The organism is Methylobacterium sp. P5_C11, from assembly GCF_054049775.1.
The window spans coordinates 294,727-313,183 of record NZ_JBFULS010000001.1 but is presented as its reverse complement, the minus strand read 5'-3'; the positions used below and the strand labels follow the sequence as shown (position 1 = coordinate 313,183).

The 18,457-nt window shown below is 69.5% G+C and carries 15 protein-coding genes; 7 read left to right on the top strand and 8 right to left on the bottom strand.

Annotated features, from left to right (window positions below; all coding sequences use genetic code 11):
• The first annotated feature begins 1 nt into the window (after nucleotide 1).
• Nucleotides 2-1,618 (top strand): threonine ammonia-lyase, biosynthetic, encoded by a 1,617-nt coding sequence (gene ilvA / locus ACXJKQ_RS01530; RefSeq protein ID WP_457104068.1) that lies wholly within the window; start codon nucleotides 2-4, stop codon nucleotides 1,616-1,618.
• A 12-nt stretch (nucleotides 1,619-1,630) separates the two neighbouring features.
• Here the strand turns inward: ilvA and ACXJKQ_RS01525 are convergent, their stop codons facing one another.
• The 3 genes from ACXJKQ_RS01525 to ACXJKQ_RS01515 all read right to left on the bottom strand — a co-directional run bounded on the left by ACXJKQ_RS01525 (nucleotide 1,631) and on the right by ACXJKQ_RS01515 (nucleotide 4,719).
• Entirely contained in the window at nucleotides 1,631-2,290 is a 660-nt protein-coding gene (locus ACXJKQ_RS01525; RefSeq protein ID WP_457103993.1) for an MgtC/SapB family protein, read from the bottom strand.
• Between the two features lie 82 nt (nucleotides 2,291-2,372).
• Entirely contained in the window at nucleotides 2,373-3,311 is a 939-nt protein-coding gene (locus ACXJKQ_RS01520) for an EcsC family protein (protein ID WP_457103992.1), read from the bottom strand.
• Between the two features lie 25 nt (nucleotides 3,312-3,336).
• On the bottom strand, nucleotides 3,337-4,719 hold the full coding sequence (locus ACXJKQ_RS01515; protein WP_457103991.1) for an AmpG family muropeptide MFS transporter: 1,383 nt from the start codon (nucleotides 4,717-4,719) through the stop codon (nucleotides 3,337-3,339).
• A gap of 234 nt (nucleotides 4,720-4,953) precedes the next feature.
• Here ACXJKQ_RS01515 and ACXJKQ_RS01510 point away from each other — a divergent pair, with 234 nt between their 5' ends.
• Both ACXJKQ_RS01510 and ACXJKQ_RS01505 read left to right on the top strand, forming a co-directional pair.
• Complete coding sequence (locus tag ACXJKQ_RS01510) at nucleotides 4,954-6,000, top strand: histidine kinase dimerization/phosphoacceptor domain -containing protein (protein WP_457103990.1); 1,047 nt, start codon at nucleotides 4,954-4,956, stop codon at nucleotides 5,998-6,000.
• A gap of 57 nt (nucleotides 6,001-6,057) precedes the next feature.
• Entirely contained in the window at nucleotides 6,058-6,495 is a 438-nt protein-coding gene (locus ACXJKQ_RS01505; RefSeq protein ID WP_457103989.1) for a response regulator, read from the top strand.
• A gap of 77 nt (nucleotides 6,496-6,572) precedes the next feature.
• Here the strand turns inward: ACXJKQ_RS01505 and mutS are convergent, their stop codons facing one another.
• The 5 genes from mutS to ACXJKQ_RS01480 form a co-directional block, all read right to left on the bottom strand.
• Nucleotides 6,573-9,296, bottom strand: coding sequence for a DNA mismatch repair protein MutS (mutS, locus tag ACXJKQ_RS01500; RefSeq protein WP_457103988.1), 2,724 nt, complete (start codon nucleotides 9,294-9,296; stop codon nucleotides 6,573-6,575).
• A gap of 110 nt (nucleotides 9,297-9,406) precedes the next feature.
• Nucleotides 9,407-9,715: a hypothetical protein gene (locus ACXJKQ_RS01495; RefSeq protein ID WP_457103987.1), complete on the bottom strand. Its 309-nt coding sequence runs from the start codon at nucleotides 9,713-9,715 to the stop codon at nucleotides 9,407-9,409.
• 227 nt (nucleotides 9,716-9,942) lie between these two features.
• Nucleotides 9,943-10,800: an alpha/beta fold hydrolase gene (locus ACXJKQ_RS01490; protein ID WP_457103986.1), complete on the bottom strand. Its 858-nt coding sequence runs from the start codon at nucleotides 10,798-10,800 to the stop codon at nucleotides 9,943-9,945.
• Nucleotides 10,801-10,859: 59 nt separating this feature from the next.
• Entirely contained in the window at nucleotides 10,860-11,063 is a 204-nt protein-coding gene (locus ACXJKQ_RS01485; protein ID WP_457103985.1) for a hypothetical protein, read from the bottom strand.
• 102 nt (nucleotides 11,064-11,165) lie between these two features.
• Nucleotides 11,166-12,899: a patatin-like phospholipase family protein gene (locus tag ACXJKQ_RS01480; RefSeq protein ID WP_457103984.1), complete on the bottom strand. Its 1,734-nt coding sequence runs from the start codon at nucleotides 12,897-12,899 to the stop codon at nucleotides 11,166-11,168.
• 217 nt (nucleotides 12,900-13,116) lie between these two features.
• Between ACXJKQ_RS01480 and ACXJKQ_RS01475 the strand changes: the two genes are divergently transcribed.
• The 4 genes from ACXJKQ_RS01475 to mmsB all read left to right on the top strand — a co-directional run bounded on the left by ACXJKQ_RS01475 (nucleotide 13,117) and on the right by mmsB (nucleotide 18,456).
• Nucleotides 13,117-13,869 (top strand): SDR family oxidoreductase, encoded by a 753-nt coding sequence (locus ACXJKQ_RS01475; RefSeq protein ID WP_457103983.1) that lies wholly within the window; start codon nucleotides 13,117-13,119, stop codon nucleotides 13,867-13,869.
• Nucleotides 13,870-14,521: 652 nt separating this feature from the next.
• Nucleotides 14,522-15,598 (top strand): multiple monosaccharide ABC transporter substrate-binding protein, encoded by a 1,077-nt coding sequence (gene chvE / locus ACXJKQ_RS01470; protein ID WP_457104067.1) that lies wholly within the window; start codon nucleotides 14,522-14,524, stop codon nucleotides 15,596-15,598.
• A gap of 96 nt (nucleotides 15,599-15,694) precedes the next feature.
• Nucleotides 15,695-17,230, top strand: a complete 1,536-nt coding sequence (mmsA, locus tag ACXJKQ_RS01465) for a multiple monosaccharide ABC transporter ATP-binding protein (RefSeq protein ID WP_457103982.1) — start codon at nucleotides 15,695-15,697, stop codon at nucleotides 17,228-17,230.
• Nucleotides 17,227-18,456 carry a multiple monosaccharide ABC transporter permease gene (gene mmsB, locus ACXJKQ_RS01460; protein ID WP_457103981.1) on the top strand — a complete coding sequence of 410 codons (1,230 nt, stop codon included), beginning with the start codon at nucleotides 17,227-17,229 and terminating at the stop codon, nucleotides 18,454-18,456. Before mmsA ends, mmsB begins: the two co-directional genes overlap by 4 nt.
• The last annotated feature ends 1 nt before the right edge of the window (nucleotide 18,457 follow it).

The window sequence follows — 18,457 nt, the reverse complement described above, 5'->3', positions numbered from 1 at the left end:
CCTGCATCGCTCGGGGCGCGCTCGCATCCGCGGGCTGGAGGGTCTATCTGCCCGGCATAGCCCCGCGCATCGGCCGAGACCCAACACCGTGACGGACTACATCCGCAAGATCCTCACCGCCCGCGTCTACGACGTGGCGATCGAGAGCCCCCTCGATCCGATGCCGCGCCTGACGCAGCGCCTCGGGCGGCCGGTCCTCCTGAAGCGTGAGGACCTGCAGCCGGTCTTCTCGTTCAAACTGCGCGGCGCCTACAACAAGATGTCGGGCCTGAGCCCCGAGCAGATCGCCCGCGGCGTCGTCTGCGCGTCCGCCGGCAACCACGCGCAGGGCGTGGCGCTCGCCGCCGCCAAGCTCGGCGCGCGGGCCGTCATCGTGATGCCGCGCACCACCCCGTCGATCAAGGTCGAGGCCTGCCGGGCGCGGGGGGCCGAGGTCGTGCTGCACGGGGACGCCTTCGACGAGGCGCTCGCCCAGGCGAAGATCCTGGAGGCCGAGCAGGGCCTGACCTTCCTGCACCCGTTCGACGATCCGGACGTGATCGCCGGCCAGGGGACGATCGGCAAGGAGATCCTGCAGCAGCATACCGGGCCGATCGAGGCGATCTTCGTGCCGGTGGGCGGGGGCGGGCTCGCCGCCGGGATCGCCACCTTCGTGAAGTACCTGCGGCCCGGCACCAAGGTGATCGGCGTCGAGCCGGAGGATGCCGCCTGCATGGCCGCCGCCCTCGCCGCCGACACCCGGGTCAGCCTGCCCACGGTCGGCCTGTTCGCCGACGGCGTCGCCGTACGCCAAGCCGGCGAGGAGACGTTCCGGCTCTGCCGCGAGCATCTCGACGGGGTCATCACCGTCGACACCGACGCCATGTGCGCGGCGGTCAAGGACATCTTCGACGACACCCGCGCGATCTCGGAGCCCTCCGGCGCGCTGAGCCTGGCGGGCGCCAAGGTCTATGCCGAGCGCGAGGGTGGCGACGGCACCCTGGTCGCCATCTCGTCGGGGGCGAACCTGAACTTCGATCGCCTGCGGCACATCGCCGAACGCGCCGAGATCGGCGAGCAGCGCGAGGTCCTGCTCGGCGTCACCATCCCGGAGCGGCCGGGCGCCTACCGGTCCTTCATCCAGGCCCTCGGACCGCGGGCCGTCACCGAGTTCAACTACCGGCACGCGCCGGGCTCCGAGGCGCAGATCTTCGTCGGCATCAACGTCGCCGGCGGCAAGCGCGAGAAGCAGGGGCTGATCGCCTCCCTGCGCGAGGCGGGCTACCGCGTCCTCGACATGAGCGACAACGAGATGGCCAAGGTGCATGTCCGCTACATGGTCGGCGGCCGAGCCGTGGGCGTGGCGCACGAGCGGCTGTTCCGCTTCCAGTTCCCGGAGCGGCCGGGCGCGCTGATGAAGTTCCTCGAGGCGCTCGGTCCGGACTTCGACATCACGCTGTTCCACTATCGCAATCACGGCGCCGATTACGGCCGGGTTCTGGCCGGCATCGCGGTGCCGCCGGCTGATTGCGCCCGATTCGATTCGGTGATCGAGGCCCTCGGCTACCCGGCCACCGACGAGACCGAGAATCCGGCCTATCGCCTGTTCCTCGACGGTGAGGGTGTCGGAGCGGCGTGAGCCGGCCGCGGCCTACTCCGCCCCCTCCTCCACCGTGACGACGTCCGGCATCGCGCGCAGCTTCGCCGCAATGGCCGCGACGCTCGTTCTGGACAGGCGAACGAAGGTGACGGCGACCTCGTCGTGGTCCGGATCGGTGCCGGGGCGGACCGTGAAGCTCTGCACCCGCGAGGCGCGCTCGCCGGTGGCGGCCTGCAGCGTGTCGATGGACATCGCGCCCCTGCGGACGGTCAATCGCAGGGTCTGAGCCCGCATCCGATCGCGCCAGCGCTCCTCGAACGGCTTCACGCCGGCCAGGATGCCGACGATCAGCCCCGTCGCGGCCAGGGCCGGCACGTAGAGGCCGCTGCCGATCGCCAGCCCGATCGCCGCTACGCCCCACAGGCTCGCCGCCGTGGTGAGACCCTTCACCACCTCGCCGCGCAGCAGGATCGTCCCGGCGCCCAGGAAGCCGATGCCGGAGACCACTTGCGCGCCGATGCGGGAAGGGTCGAGCACGACGTGATCGGTGCCCAGCACGTCGGAGAATCCGAAGGCGGATACCAGCATGATCAGGCAGGAGCCGACGCAGACCAGCATGTGGGTCCGCAGGCCTGCCGCCCAGAGCAGGCGCTCGCGTTCCAGGCCGATCACGCTGCCGAACAGCGCCGCCAGCGCCAGCCGGGCCACCATCTCGCCGTTGCCGATCAGGGCCGCCTCCGTGCCGTCGTCCGAAGCAGACGATACGAGTCTGTGCGGATTTCCCGCGGGCGGATCAAGCGACCCCGAGGGCCGCCTTCTCGACCTCGTAGGCGGCGCGCACGGCGGCGCTCCCATAGGAGCGTTCCAGGCGCCGGACCGTGAAATGGGCGCGTGCGGTCGCCTGGAAGTGGTTCATGAAGGCGGCATTGACCGCCGCACCCCCAAAGGCACCGAGGATCGGCACCGCCTGAGCGGCGACTTTCTGGGACACGACGAGGCCGAAGCGCGCCGCGATCTGCGCGGTGAACCGGATCAGGGCCGGGGCCGACTGGTCGAGGAGCGTCTTGCTGCCGGCGTAGCGCGCGGCTTCGGACAAAGTCTTGGCCAGGGCGGCGCGGACCGCGAAATAGCCGCTCTCGGTGAGCGTCGCGGCCGACGCGGTCTCGGCCGAGGACCGGCCGCCGAGGGCGAAGACCTGGACGCAGGCGAGCGCCCCTTCGGGCGTCTCCAGATCCTCGCCCTCCTCCCGGGCGATCTCGGCGATCGAGCGCAGCATCAGCGTTGTGGAGACCGGAAGCTCCACGGCGAGCGTGGCGAGGCCGAACGCACCGCCGACCGCACCGGACAGCGCCGCCAGGGCCTTGTGCTTGCCGTCGCCCGAGCCGAGCATCCGGGCGATCCGGCCCTCGGCCTTCGCGGCTGCGGCGCCGAGCCCGCCGCCCTCGGCGGGGGCGAGCTGAGTCCGGGGCAGCGTCGCCAACGCGACGCGCATCGCCCCGCGCATGGCGGCCTCGGTACTGCGCCCGACGGCCTCGGTGATGGGTGCGGGCAGCGACCGGCCGATCAGGTCCAGGGGAGCGCCCGCCGCCGCCGAGAGCCGCGCGGCGAGGCTCGGCCGTTCCAGCACCTGCACGGCCCGGCGCAGGGCGGCGAGGTCGGCATCGCTCAGAACCGTCTCTTGCGTCGCCGCCGGCAGGATCTCGCCGGCGCGGGTGAGGTCGCTCGTGCTCATCCGTGGATCCCTGGATCTGTCGCGCTCACGCCGCTCCCGGGGCGCGCGCCGTGGAAGGAAGCTCGGGCGCCGGGATGCGGTTCCCCGCCCCCGGTCCGTCCTGTGCGTCCGCGGCCGCCGCCTGACCGCTGCGCCGCCCCACGGCGAGGCACAGCAGCAGCACCGGGATGCCCACCAGTGAGGTCATCACGAAGAAGGCCGGATAGCCGATCGCCGCGACGATAAAGCCCGACGCGCCGGCGACCAGCTTGCCCGGCAGCGCGTAGAGCGAGGAGAACAGCGCGTACTGCGTCGCCGCGTAGGCCGGGCTGGTCAGGCTCGACATGTAGGCGATCAGCACGATGCCAGCGAAGGAGCCGCAGAAATTCTCGATGGAGATGGCCACCGTCAGGCGCCACAGGTCCGGTGCGCCGGCCGAGAGCCACGCGAAGGCGAGGTGCGAGGACGCGGCCAGGAAGGCACCGATGAGAAGGGTCGGGAACAGCCCGAGGCGGGCCAGCGCCCAGCCGCCCGCAAATCCCCCCGCGATGCCGACCCAGATGCCGTAGAGCTTCGTGACGGTGGCGATCTCCTTCAGGTCGAAGCCCAGCGTCCGGTAAAGCGGGCTCGCCATCACCCCCGACAGGAAGTCCGGAAGCCGGAACAGGGCCACGAGCAGCAGGATGCCCCAGAGGGCACCGCCGAAGCGGCCATGCAGCTCGGTCAGCGGCTCCAGCACGGCCTGGCGCATCGACCAGAGCCGCGATCGGCCGGGCGTCTCCGCCCGGGCGGCACGCTGGATGTCGAAGGCCGGGGCCAGCAAGGCCGCGATCATCCCGACGAGCATCAGGGCGGCCATTATCAGGTAGGCCAGCGTCCAGCCTCCGGCCGCGGCGATGAACAGCGCGCCCGCGCCGGCGGTGATCAGGCCGATGCGGTATCCGAGGTTCGAGGTCGCGGCCAGGATGCCCTGGAAGTCGCTGCCGGCGGCGTCGATGCGCCAGCCGTCGATCACCACGTCCTGGCTGGCGGCGCAGAACGCCACCAGGAACGCCCCGAGGCCGAGGAGCGCGAGGTTGGTCTTGGGATCGGAGAAGGCCATCAGGATGAGGCACAGGGCCACCGCAGCCTGGGTGGTGACCATCCAGGCCCGTCGGCGCCCGAGGCGGGCGCCCAGAACCGGGACGTTCAGCCGGTCGATGGCGGGCGCCCAGAGGAATTTCAGCGAGTAGGGCAGCGCCACGTAGCTGAACAGGCCGATCGCCCGAACGTCGATGTCCGAGAAGGCGAGCCGGAGCGTGAAGGTTCCCAGGACCAGAAGGAGCGGCAGGCCCGAGGAGAACCCGAGCGCCAGCATGAGCACGATCCGCCGGTCCTCGACGATATCGCGGAGCCGGAAGCGACGGTTCGCCTGTGGCGGGTTGGCCATGGCATGGAACTCCTGAGCCTGCGTGGCCTTGATCCCGCGAAATCGTGGCAGCCTTACGCCGCACCGTTCGTCGCTGGATCGTGATGTTTTGCGCCCCATTCTTGGTAGAAGCTTGCTTAACGCGGCGTCCACGTTCCGCGGATCGCGGTGTGTCGGTGACGCCGCCGGACGAACGGGTATGCCGCCTGACCGTGGAATGATGCGTTGATTGTCCCATCCGAGTCCGGTCCACCGTTGGCGACGCTCGTCGACGCGTTCGCCCGCAGCCCTACGCCCATGGTGATCACCGATGCCCGCGTCCCCGACAACCCGATCACCTGGGCGAATGCCGCGTTCCTTCAGGTGACGGGCTATGCCGCCGACGAGATCGTCGGGCGCAATTGTCGGATGCTGCAGGGGCCGGGCACCGACCGGTTTACCGTCGAGCGGATCCGCTCGGCCGTCGAGGCCGCCGAGCCGATCTCGGTCGAGCTGCTGAACTACCGGAAGGACGGGACGACCTTCTGGAACGCCATGACCATCACCCCGGTCAGCGACGCCGAAGGTCTCGCCTACTACTACGCCGCCCAGGCGGACATGACGTATGTCCACCAGATGGAGGTGTCGATGCGCGGCACCAACGACGAGCTGGAGCGGCTCGTCAACGCGCGGACCCACGACCTGACCGCGGCCCTGGAGCAGAAGACGGCGCTGCTGCACGAGGTCGATCACCGGGTGAAGAACAATCTTCAGGTGATCTCCTCGCTGATGCTGCTGAAGGCCCGGCGCACGCCGGAAGGCGAGGCCCGGGAGGCGCTTCAGGGCATGGCGGAACGGATCGGCGCGCTCTCGACGGCGCACCGGATGCTCTATTCCGAGGGCGACTGCACGCATTTCAATCTCGGTGATTTCACGACCGAGTTCCTGGCCGACATGAATGCCGGCCTCGACCCGGACCGGTGCCGCGTCGAGGCCGATGTCGAGTCGATCGCGGTCGCGGCCGCCATGGCGGCGCCGCTCGCCCTGATGATCCACGAGCTCACGGCGAACGCCCTGCGCCACGCCTTCCCGGGCGAGCGCGAGGGGCGCGTCTCCATTCTCGCCCGCCGCACCGACCGGGGCATGCACATGTCGATCCGCGACGACGGCGTGGGTTTCGCCGCCGCGTCGCCGAACCCGGCGGGCTTCGGGCGGAATCTCGTGGAGATGGTCGTCCGGCAGATGCGCGGGACCATCGCGTGGGCGGATGCCGGCCCGGGCACGACCGTCGAGATCGATATTCCGCTCCAGCCGCCGGCTTGAGAAATCGGTTTGGACGCATCAAGCTCGGCGGCCGCGGAGCCGGAGGACGGAGGTCGCATGGGGATCGGGAACGCCGCCGCGGATGTCGGGCTCCGCATCCTCGTGGTCGAAGACGAGGCCCTGATCGCCCTCGAACTCGAAAGCCTCCTGGACGATCTCGGGCACGTCACCGTCGGTGTCGCCGGCAACGCGATCGAGGCCATCGCGATGGGCCGGTCCACCGCGCCCGACGTGGCACTGGTCGACATTCACTTGGTCGACGGCCCGACCGGCATCGACGTCGCCCGCGCCCTGTCGGCCGACCGGCGCACAACCGTGGTTTTCATGACCGCCAACGCCAAACGCATCCCCGCCGATTTCGCAGGGGCGATCGGGGTGATCGCCAAGCCTTATTCGGAGCGTGTGGTGGCCAGCACCCTCGACTACGTTGCAGACCGCCGGGCCGGCCGCGACGAGCCGGCCTGTCCCGACGGGTTCAGCCTCGCTCCGCTCTGAGCCCCTTGTCGCGGCGCGGATCCGACCTCCGATGCGCAGACGCGGCGTTCGGGCCGGCGGTCCGCTTCGGCTTCCCCTCAGCCCCGGCCCGCGCGCTCGCGCTTCAGCCGGTATAGTGCATCGAGTGCCTCCCGCGGCGTGAGCGCGTCGGGATCGATGGCGTCGAGCATCGTCCCGAGGGTATCCTCCGGCGGCGGCTCCGGCGGCGGCGGCGGTGCCAGGGCGGCGAAGAGCGGCAGGTCGTCGATCTTGGCGCGCGCTGGACGGCCCCGCTCGGCCTTCTCGAGGCTCTTCAGGATGGCGCCGGCCCGGGTCACGACGCTGCCGGGCAGGCCTGCGAGCCGCGCCACCTGAAGGCCGTAGCTGCGTTCGGCCACCCCCGCCACGACCTCGTGCAGGAACACGACGCCGTCCCGGTGTTCGGCCACCTTCAGGGTCGCGTTCTCCAGCCGCGCCAGCCGGTCGCCGAGGGCGGTCAGCTCGTGGAAATGCGTCGCGAACAGCGCCCGGCAGGCATTCACCTCGTGGAGGTGCTCCAGGCAGGCCCAGGCGATCGACAGGCCGTCGAAGGTCGCCGTCCCGCGTCCGATCTCGTCCAGGATTACCAGGGAGCGCCGCGTCGCCTGATTGAGGATCGCGGCGGTCTCGACCATCTCGACCATGAAGGTCGATTGTCCACGGGCGAGGTCGTCGGCGGCGCCGACCCGGGAGAACAGACGGTCGACCCGCCCGATCCGCGCCTCCGCGGCCGGTACGAAGGCGCCCATCTGGGCGAGGACCGCGATCAGCGCGTTCTGGCGCAGGAAAGTCGACTTGCCGCCCATGTTCGGGCCGGTGATCAGCCGGATCCGGCCGCGCGTGTCGCCCGAGAGGTCGCAGTCGTTGGCGATGAACGGCTCGCCCGCCCGGCGCAAGGCCGCCTCGACCACCGGATGGCGGCCGCCGACCACGACGAAGCTCAGGGATTCGTCGACGACGGGCCGTCGCCAGTCGAGTTCGACGGCGAGTTCCGCCTGGCTGGCCGCTACGTCCAGTCCGGCCAGCGCCTCGGCCACTTCGGCGATCGGCTCGGCCCTGGCGAGGATGCGGGCCGCGAGGTCATCGAAGACCGCGGCTTCCAGGGCAAGCGCCCGGTCGGAGGCACCCGAGATCTTCGACTCGAGTTCACCCAGCGCGACGCTGGTGAAGCGCATGGCGTCCACCATGGTCTGCCGGTGGACGAACTCGCTCTGGAGACCTTTGAGGCAAGCCTCGCCGACGGATTGCGGGACCTCGATGAAATAGCCGAGCAGGTTGTTGTGCTTGATGCGCAGGGTGCGGCAGCCGGTCTGCTCGGCATAGCGGGCCTGCAGGGCGGCGATCACCTTGCGCGAATCCTGGCCGAGGGTCCGCGCCTCGTCGATCTCGGGGTGGTAGCCCTGCCGCACGAAGCCGCCGTCACGTCGGCTCAGGGGCAGTTCGTCGGCCAGAGCGGCCCCCAGGGTGTCGATCAGCTCAGGGTCGGCGGCGGCCAAGTGCTCGGCCAGGCGTGCGAGATCCGACGGCAGATCGGCGACAGCGGCGAGGCGTGCGCCGAGATCGGCCGCGACGGCGAGGCCGTCCCGTATGGCGGCCAGGTCACGGGGGCCGGCGCGGCCGAGGCCGGTACGAGACAGCGCCCGGGCGAGATCGGGCGCGCGCGCCAGGGTGTCGCGCAACGCGCCGCGCAGGCGCCCGTCCTCCACGAGATGGGCGACGGCCGCGTGCCGCCGGGCGATGGCGTCGAGGTTGGTGAGCGGGCCGGCGAGATGCTCGGCGAGCAGCCGCGCGCCGTTGGCCGTGACCGTACGGTCGATCGTGGCGAGGAGGCTGCCGGCGCGCTCCCCCGACAGGGTCCGGGTGAGTTCGAGGTTGGCGCGGGTCGCGGCGTCGATCGCCAGGGTGGCGCCGCCGTCCTCGCGGGACGGGACCGCCAGGGGCGGCCGGGCGGCGAGCTGGGTGCGGGCGATGTAGAGCAGCGCCGCACCGGCCGCCGCGGTCTCGGCTCGCGTGAACTGGCCGAACCCGTCCAGCGTCGCGACGCCGTACTGCTCCCGCAGGCGCCGCTCGGCGGCGGCGGGCTCCAGTTCGGCCTGGGCCAGGGGCACGATCGCGGCGCGGCTGTCCTGCCAGATCCGCGCCAGAGCCGGATCGGCGTGGATTGCCTCCGACAGGACGATCTCGCGGGGATCGTGCCGGGCGATGGCACCCGCGAGGTCGCCGCCCGCGACCTCGCTCAGGGAAAACCGCCCGGTGGAGATATCGACCGCCGCGAGGCCGTAGGTGACTGCGCCCTCGCCGGTCTTCCGGCGGCCGATCGCCAGGAGGAGGTTGGCCCGGGCGGGATCGAGGAGCCGATCCTCCGTGATCGTCCCCGGGGTGACGAGGCGCACGACTTCCCGTCGCACCACCGATTTCGGGCCGCGCTTCTTGGCCTCGGCGGGATCCTCGGTCTGCTCGCACACGGCGACCCTGTGGCCGAAGGCGATGAGGCGGTGGAGGTAGTCGTCGGCCCGGTCGACCGGCACGCCGCACATCGGAATCTCGTTGCCCGCGTGCTTGCCGCGCTTGGTCAGGACAATGCCGAGGGCTCGGGAGGCGGTTTCGGCGTCCTCGAAGAACAGCTCGTAGAAGTCTCCCATCCTGTAGAACAGGAGGCAGTCCGGATTGGCCGCCTTGATCTCGATGTACTGCGCCATCATCGGCGTGGCGCCGACCGGATCCAGGCCGGGCGTGGGCAGGGGCGTCGTGTCGACGGCGGGGCGGGCGGCGGTTCGGGCCATGGCGTCTCTTAGCAGAGCACCGGCTCCGAATCAGGACGCACGCGCCGACGCGGCTGGGGAGAAGGCGCATCGCCGGTGGATGGAGCGCCGGGCCGAGGCACTGCCGGACTTCAGTAGCGCGGGCCGCCCGTGGTGTTGCCGAGTTGCTGCTGGTAGCCGGGCCGCGATGGGTTCCTGGCGTTCGGGTTGCCGTGGCGCATCGTGTTCATGCGGCGCATGCGGCGCTCGTGCCGGGTCGAATGATGGCGATGCATCCGATGATGATGCATGCGGTGGTGACGATGCATCGCCGCGGTCTCGACCATGTCGGAGGCGGTCAGGCCGGGCTGGGGCGCCACGGGGGTAGCCTGAGCAATCCCGGTTCCGGCGAGCAGGCCGGCGAAGATCACGCCGGTGGTCAGGAAGGAACGAAACGACATGGTGGCCAAACTCCGATCGGTCTGTACGAGACCCCACTAAAGAAATTTATGGTCGCAAAGTTCCGGGGCACCGCCAGAAAATAATGATGCGCCGTGGAGAAAGTCTGCGGATTAAACCCGCGGTCTTCCACGACCCATTGTCCTGCCTTGGACACTGTCGATATTTATCCGTGTATTCATGCCGATCCTGCAATCAGACCGCGTGATGCCGGCGGCGGAGCGCTATCTCAGCTCAGGAAGGCGATCAGGTCCGCGTTGACCGCTGCGGGCTGCTCGTGCGCGATCCAATGGCTGGCGCGCGGGTACCAATGGATCCGGCCGTAGTCGCAGACGGCGAGGCTCGTCTCCGCCAGCCCGGGCTGCAACGCGGTATCCTGCCGGCCCCAGAGAATCAGCGTCGGCACGCGGACGCGGGGCGGCGTCATACGCGGCAGGCGCACCAGAGCCCGATACCAGTTGAGCATGGCCGTCATCGCGCCGGGCTGCATCCAGGCCTCGACGTAGCGGTCGAGATCGGCGGTCGCGAAGGCACCGGGTCGGCTGGTGTTCGACAGCGCCCGGCGCAGGGCGCGGCAGCGGTCCGCCATGAGCAGCCGCTCGGGAAGGTGGGGAAGCTGGAACAGGCCCACATAGGTGCTGCGCAGCCACTGGCCCGGATGGTGCCGCATGTAGGCGCCGACCACGGCGGGATGGGGCGCGTTCAGGATCGCCAGCCGGTCGATCCGTTCGGGGTACCGGCTGGCCACCCACCACGCGACGAGGCCGCCCCAATCATGGCCGACCAGCCGCACCGTGGGCGCCGCGTACGCGTCGGCCAGCGCCAGGACATCGTCCGCCAGCCGGTCCAGGTGATAGGCCGCGATCCCGTCCGGCTTGTCGCTGAGGCCGTAGCCGCGCTGGTCCGGCGCGATCACATGGAGGCCCGCTGCGGCGAGCGGTCCGAACTGGTGGCGCCAGCCGTACCAGAATTCCGGGAAGCCGTGCAGCAGGATGGTTGGCGGTCCCGTCTCCGGGCCGGCCTCGGCCACGTGCAGACCGATCTCCGGCAGCGCGACCCGGCGAAACCGCACACCCGCGACGTCCATGCTGTCCCGTGCTCCGTCATGCCCGGCGGAGAACGCCCGTGCGGGTGCGGGCGATCCGTTCAGAACCCGAGCGCAGTACAGACGCCGGCCTCCGAGGAGAGCTGGTCCCTCAACCGGTCCGGCGAAGTCCGGGTCCAGAGGCACAGGAGCACGAAGGCCGCGCCGTGCAGCACGGATTCCGCGGCGGTCCGGTCGGACGGGGCGTTCCGGTCGCGCGCCGGTCCGGCGGCGGGGAGGATCGCAGGCGTCGCATGGTGGATCATGGCATGAAGCTCCGAAGGATGTTCCTGCCGGAGAGATCGACGCCGCCGGCGCCGTGTTACAGGGCCGGCGGCGTCGCGCGTGCGCTGCCGCACGCCGACCTATCAGCGCATCGGGTCGAGCCAGCCCGCGAGCGCACCGGTTTCCAGGCCAGACCGGGTTTCCCGGTAGCCGAGTTCCGCCGATTCCCGGAAGCGCGACCACGCCCGCAGATCGATGCCCGCGAGCCGGGGCTTGAGCACGGCGGTTGCGTGGGCCGCCGCCATCAGGCTCTGGGCATCGCTCGACACGGTGGCGGCGCGCAGGAGGAGCGGCGCGAGCCCGGGCATCGCCAGGGGCGAGCCGATCAGCCTGCGCACGAGCCGGCCGCCCCAGCCGCGCTGCGGCATGTCCTGGAACGCCCGGTCGGATCCGACGTCGACGGCCAGCACCGGGCCGCGCTCCATTCCGGCGGCCACGTCGGCCGGGACGTTGTTCATCATGCCGCCGTCGACCAGCACGCCCTCGTCGCAGAGCACCGGCGGCAGCAGTCCGGGGATGGCGATGCTGGCCCGCAGCGCCTTCGGCAGGTCGCCCGAGCGGTGCACCATGGTGTCGCCGGTCGTCAGGTTCGACGAGACGCAGAAGAACGGCAGCCAGAGGTCCTCGATCCGCACGCCGCCGTAGCGCGCGGCCAGCCCGGCATCGACCTTGGCGCCGCGGGTCAGGGCGTGCAGCGGCAGCGTGTAGTCGTTGATCGGGTTGCTGGTGGCAAAGAACGTCTCGATCTGCGCCTGGATCTCCGTGATGCTCCAGCCCATGGCGAGGCTCGCCGCGATGACCGCACCCATGCTGGTCCCGCCGACGAAGTCCGGCGCGCAGGACGCCTCGTCCAGGGCCTTGAGGACGCCGAGATGGGCGAGCCCACGGGCACCCCCGCCGCCCAGGACGAGGCCCCGCGCCGCCCCGCTGACGAGCCGGGCGAGGCGATGGAGATCCGTCTGGCGGCCGTCCCGGACCTGGATCCGCAGTGCCGCCGGCAAGGCCGCGACCTCCGGATGCAGGGGCTTCGGGCGCTGCGCCGCGGGATCCTGGCGGACGACGAGGTCCATGCGGATCCAGTCGGAGCGCACGCGGTCGAGATAGGCCGCAGCCCCCGGCCGCGGCGGCGCGCCGGGTTCGGCCAGGAGCAGGATATGGTCGCCCCGCCGCTGGCTCTGGCGGCACCAGGGGCAGTCGATCTCGTGCGCCGCGAAGATCGTGCGCGCGTGCCGATTTTCGAAACCCTGGAACCACGCCTCGTCGGCGCCGTCCGGCCAGTCCGTCAGGCATCCGGTTTCGCCGGGCAGCAGGGCGTCGAGGGCAGTGGCGAGCTGGTGCGCCGTCACGGCCGGGTCCGGACCATCCGTGACGGCCAGGACCGTGAAGATCCGCGGCGCGTGGTGGACCGAATAGCCGTCGTTGCGCGCCCGCAGGCGGTCGGCGAGCATGCGGGCGAAATAGAGCAGCGTGTGCGGATGCTCGGCGATGACCGCCTCGAAGGCCTCGCGGGTGAGCTTCAAGAGGTGCGAGTCGCGCAGGGCCATGACGGTCGCCGCCCGGGGGGCGTCCGACAGCAAGGCCATCTCGCCGAAGGTCTCGGGCGGTCTGAGACGCGCGACCCGGGTCGGACGCCCGGCATGGTCCCGGGCCGACACGCCCACGACCCCCGAGACCAGGGTGTAGAGCGCATCACCCGTCTCGCCCTGCTCGAACAGGGTCCGGCCGCCTGCCACCGCCATCGGGACCATGCGCGCCCGCACGGCCGCGACCGCCGGAGCGTCGAGTCCGGCGAGGAACGGGATGTCCGGTGCGCTCACGCCGGCACCGCCGCGTCGATCATCCTGCGCAGACCTGCCGACGAACCCGATCGCATCGTGGCGCTCCCCTCCCCGTCCCCTCTGCTTCGCACCACCATAGTGCACAGCATGGGGACGCTAAGCCCCGTGACCGTCACCCGCATCTGAAACGTCTGTCCCTTCGCGCCGCGTCGCCCATCCGCTACAGGCGGAGCAAAGGCGAAACCGGGAGGAAGGCATGTCGAGGGCTGATCGGATCGCGATCGTGACCGGGGCGGGGACGGGGGTCGGCAAGGCCGCCGCCCTGGCGCTCGCCGGCGCCGGATGGCGCGTGGTGCTGTCCGGGCGACGGCAGACCCCCCTCGACGAGGTCGCCGCGCAGATCGGCGGAGACCGGGCGCTCGCGGTGTCCACCGACGTGACCGACCCGGAGTCGATCGCCGCCCTGTTCGCCCGCACGCAGGCCGCGTTCGGCCGCCTCGACCTGCTCTTCAACAATGCCGGGATCGGCGCGCCGGCCGTGCCCCTGGAGGACTTGCCGCTCGAGACGTGGCGGCAGGTGGTCGACACCAACCTGACCGCGCTGTTCCTCTGCACCCAGCACGCCTTCCGGATCATGCGCGACCAGGATCCCCGCGGCGGCCGGATCATCAACAACGGCTCGATTTCGGCGCATGCCCCCCGGCCGAACTCCATCGCCTACACGGCGACCAAGCACGCCGTGACCGGCCTGACCAAGGCGACCTCCCTCGATGGGCGCGCCTACGACATCGCCTGCGGCCAGATCGACATCGGCAATGCCGACACCCCCATGGGCGGCAAGATGAAGGCCGGCGTCCCTCAGGCAGACGGCTCCCTGCGCGCCGAGGCGGTGATGGATCCGGACCATGTCGGCCAGGCGGTGCTGTCGATGGCGAACCTGCCGCTCGAGACCAACGTGCAGTTCATGACCATCATGGCCACCAAGATGCCGTTCGTCGGTCGCGGCTGAGCCGTCCGGACCGTCGCCGGGACGCAAGCACATCCGAACTCCGGGTTCGTCTAACCTTGAGCCGCGACCGGCTTTGCCCGCGCTCCGGGTCCCTCGGGATGTCGCGGCCGCGCTCCGACGCACCATGAGCCGGCGGCACCGCTGTGCGGCCCGCGTCGGCACGCATCGCGCGCCCGCAGGCTCCGCTTCGGTCTCTCCGAGGCCGCGGTGAACCCGGCAGGTTCCGGTTTGCGATCCGCGAAGCGCCAGCCGTCGATCGCGTCTCCGACGGGAATCCACAGCCGACCGATTTTGGAGCGCGATCGGCACCCTCCGATTGACGCCCCGTTCTATAACTCATACAAATCAGGCAACCTTGGCGGCCGAGGTGAAACCCGGCCCCGCAAGAAGACCGCATGCGCCGCTTGCGCGCCGACTTCGACGCTTGGCCGCCGGTCACCTCGGGCCACGCTGGATCCTGTCCGTGTGCCCGGCACCACGTGATTAACGGCATCGTCGCTACTTTGACAGATGCTTCCGTGTAGATCGTGGGCTTTATCGCCGCAAAGCGGTGTCATCTGAAGATAAAGACGGTCATATTCGAGTAGGTATGATCGATTTTAGAGTGATCATTATTAAATAATTCGAAGAATAAAACAAAAATGAGGGGGGAATTATGAACATAAAGAGATTGATTATAAGTTCGATCCTTGGTTCGGCGCTCTTAGGGGCGCCTGCCGCCACCTCGGCGCAGGCTGCCGATGGGGATCCGATCGGGGTCGCCATGCCGACGAAGTCGTCGCAGCGGTGGATCGATGACGGAAACAACATCGTCAGGCTTCTGAAAACCAAAGGCTACAAGCCGGATCTGCAATACGCGGACGACGATATCCCCACACAGCTCGCTCAGATCGAGAACATGCTCACGAAGGGGGTGAAGATCCTGGTTGTCGCCTCCATCGACGGCACCACCCTCAGCGATGTGCTGGCGAAGGCGAGCGAGCGCGGCGTCAAGGTCATCGCCTACGACCGGCTCATCAAGGGGACGCCGAACGTCGACTATTACGCCACCTTCGACAACTACAAGGTCGGCGTCCAGCAGGCGACCTCCATCGTCGACGCCCTCGGGCTGAAGGACGGCAAGGGTCCGTTCAACATCGAGCTGTTCGGCGGCTCACCCGACGACAACAACGCATACTTTTTCTACGACGGTGCCCTGTCGGTGCTGAAGCCCTACATCGACGCCAAGAAGCTGGTGGTCCGCTCGGGCCAATTCGGCATGGACAAGGTCTCGACCCTGCGCTGGGACCCCGCGACCGCCCAGGCCCGGATGGATAACCTGCTCTCGGCCTATTACGGCAACGCCCATCTCGATGCGGTGCTCTCGCCCTATGACGGCATCTCCACCGCCATCCTCTCGTCGGTGAAGAGCGTCGGCTACGGCTCCGGCGGGGTGACGCTGCCGGTGGTCAGCGGCCAGGACGCCGAGCTGCAAGCGGTGAAGTCGATCATCGCGGGCGAGCAGACGGCGACGATCTTCAAGGACACCCGCGATCTGGCCAAGGTCACGGTGGCGATGATCGACGCCATCGAGGCCGGCCGGCCGCCGGAGATCAACGACGCGAAGACTTACGACAACGGCAAGAAGATCGTCCCGTCCTACTTGCTGACCCCGGTGATCGTCACCAAGGCCAACTGGAAGCCGGCCCTGGTCGACACCGGCTACTATACCCTCGACCAGCTCAAGTGACCGAAGCCGGGACCGAAGGGTCCCGTTCGATCCCGGTCCCGCGCCGACATCGCCGGCGCGGGGTGCGCACGTGCAGTCCGAGCTGGAAGGCGCCGCATGCAGCCCATCCTCGAAATGCGGGGAATTTCCAAGACGTTCCCCGGCGTCAAGGCCCTCGACGACGTCAACCTCACTGTCGAGCCCGCCGAGATCCTCGCCCTGGTCGGCGAGAACGGTGCCGGGAAGTCGACGCTCATGAAGGTCCTGAGCGGCGTCTATCCCCACGGGTCCTACGAGGGGGAGATCGTCTACGAGGGCCGCCCCGGCCAGTTCCGGAACATCACCGACAGCGAACGACTCGGGATCGTGATCATCCACCAGGAACTGGCCCTGGTCCCGTACCTGTCGATCGCCGAGAACATCTTCCTGGGCAACGAGCCGGCCCGGTTCGGGATCATCGACCGCGACCGGGTCTATGCCCGCGCCCGCGAGCTGATGGCCCTGGTGGGGCTCCACGAGAATCCCGAAACCCTCGTCACCCAACTCGGTGTCGGGAAGCAGCAGCTCGTCGAGATCGCCAAGGCGCTCTCCAAGAAGGTCAGGCTGCTGATCCTCGATGAGCCGACCGCGAGCCTCAGCGAGACGGACAGCGAGGCCCTGCTGCGGCTGCTGCTGCGCTTCAAGGCGCAGGGCATCGCGTCCATCCTGATCTCCCACAAGCTCAACGAGATCGCCAAGGTCGCCGACCGGATCACCGTCCTGCGCGACGGCACCACCGTCGAGACCCTTCACTGCCGCAGCGAAGCGATCGACGAGGACCGCATCATCCGGGCGATGGTCGGCCGTACCCTGGCGAACCGCTATCCGGTGCGCGTGCCGCGGATCGGCAACGTGCTGATGGAGGTGCGGGACTGGACGGTCCACCACCCCGTCCATGCCGAACGGACCGTGGTGCGCAACGTCAGCCTGAGCCTGCGCAGGGGCGAGATCGTCGGGATCGCTGGGCTGATGGGCTCGGGCCGGACGGAATTCGCCATGAGCCTGTTCGGCCGGTCCTACGGGCAGGGCATCGGCGGCACCGTCCGGATCGATGGTGCGGCGGTCGACGTCTCGACGGTCGAGCGGGCGATCGCGGCGGGCCTCGCTTACGTCACCGAGGACCGCAAACAGCTCGGGCTCGTGCTCGGCGAGGACATCGCCAGGAACACGACCCTGGCGAATCTGCCGGGCATCTCCACCGCCGCGGTGATCGACGAGGACGCCGAGCACCGGGTGGCGAGCGGCTACCGCACGAAGATGCGCATCCGTTCCTTCGGGGTGACGCAGCAGACCGTCAATCTGTCGGGTGGGAACCAGCAGAAGGTCGTGTTGAGCAAGTGGCTGTTCACCCAGCCCAAGGTGCTCATCCTCGACGAGCCGACCCGCGGCATCGATGTCGGCGCCAAGTACGAGATCTACAGCATTATCAACGAGCTGGCCGATGACGGCCGGGGCGTCCTGGTGATCTCCTCCGAGATGCCCGAGCTGCTCGGTCTCTGCGACCGGATCTACGTGATGAACGAAGGGCGCTTCGTCGGCGAGTTTCCCCGCGCCGAGGCCAGCCAGGAAGCGATCATGCGCGCCATCATGCGCGCCAAGGACCTGAACGGATGAACGAAGTTTCTGCGAGCAAGGCCATGGTTCCCGGCCGCGAAGGACTGCCGGCCTCCAGTGCCGCCACCGAGCCCCGGCTGCGCCGCGGCGTCTTCGCGATGACGCAGCTGCGCGAATACGGTCTCGTGTTCGCGCTGGCCGCGATCACCCTGTTCTTCGAGTACGCGACGGGCGGCGTGCTGTTCCAGCCGCTGAACCTCACCAACCTGATCCTGCAGAACAGCTACGTCGTCGTCATGGCTCTGGGCATGTTGCTGGTCATCGTAGCCGGCCATATCGACCTGTCGATCGGCTCTGCCGTCGGCTTCGTGGGCGCGCTGGCGGCGCTCCTGATGGTCCGCTTCGGGTTCGACCCGCTGTCCGCCACCGCCGTGTGTCTCGTGGTCGGCGCGGTCATCGGTGGGCTGCAGGGCTACATCGTGGCCTATCTGGCCATTCCGAGCTTCATCGTCACCCTGGCCGGCATGCTGGTCTTCCGCGGCCTGACCCAGGCGCTCCTGCAGGGCGCTTCCATCGGCCCGTTCCCGGAGGTGTTCCAGCTGCTCTCCAAGGGCTTTCTGACGAATTTCGCCGGTCCCTGGACGGCGCTCCTGATCGCCCTCGTGCTCACGACGGTGGGGGTCGGCCTGAATTGGCGCCGCCGGCGGGCGCGGGTCAGGAGCGGCGGCCCGGTGGCTTCCCCGGCAGCCTTCATCCTCCGCAACGGCGTCACCGCGATCGTGATCCTCGCCTTCGCGTACCAGATGAGCGCCTATCGCGGCCTGCCCAACGTCCTGCTCGTCATGTTCGGGCTGGTGGTGGTGTACGGCTTCGTCACGACCCGGACGACGATCGGGCGTCGGATCTACGCGCTGGGGGGCAACATCAAGGCCGCCCGCCTGTCCGGCATCAGGACGGAGCGCCTGACCTTCCTGACCTTCGCCAACATGGGCGCGCTGGCGGCCCTCGCCGGCATGATCTTCGTCGCCCGTCTCAACACCGCCAATTCGAAGGCCGGCATCGGCTTCGAACTCGACGTGATCGCGGCCTGCTTCATCGGCGGGGCCTCGGCGGCCGGGGGGATCGGCAAGGTCTCGGGCGTGGTGATCGGCGCGTTCATCATCGGCATCATGAACAACGGTATGTCGATCCTGGGGATCGGGGTCGATTGGCAGCAGGTGATCAAGGGGGCCGTCCTGCTGGCTGCCGTCTGCCTGGACGTTCACAACAAGAACAACCGTCTCTGAG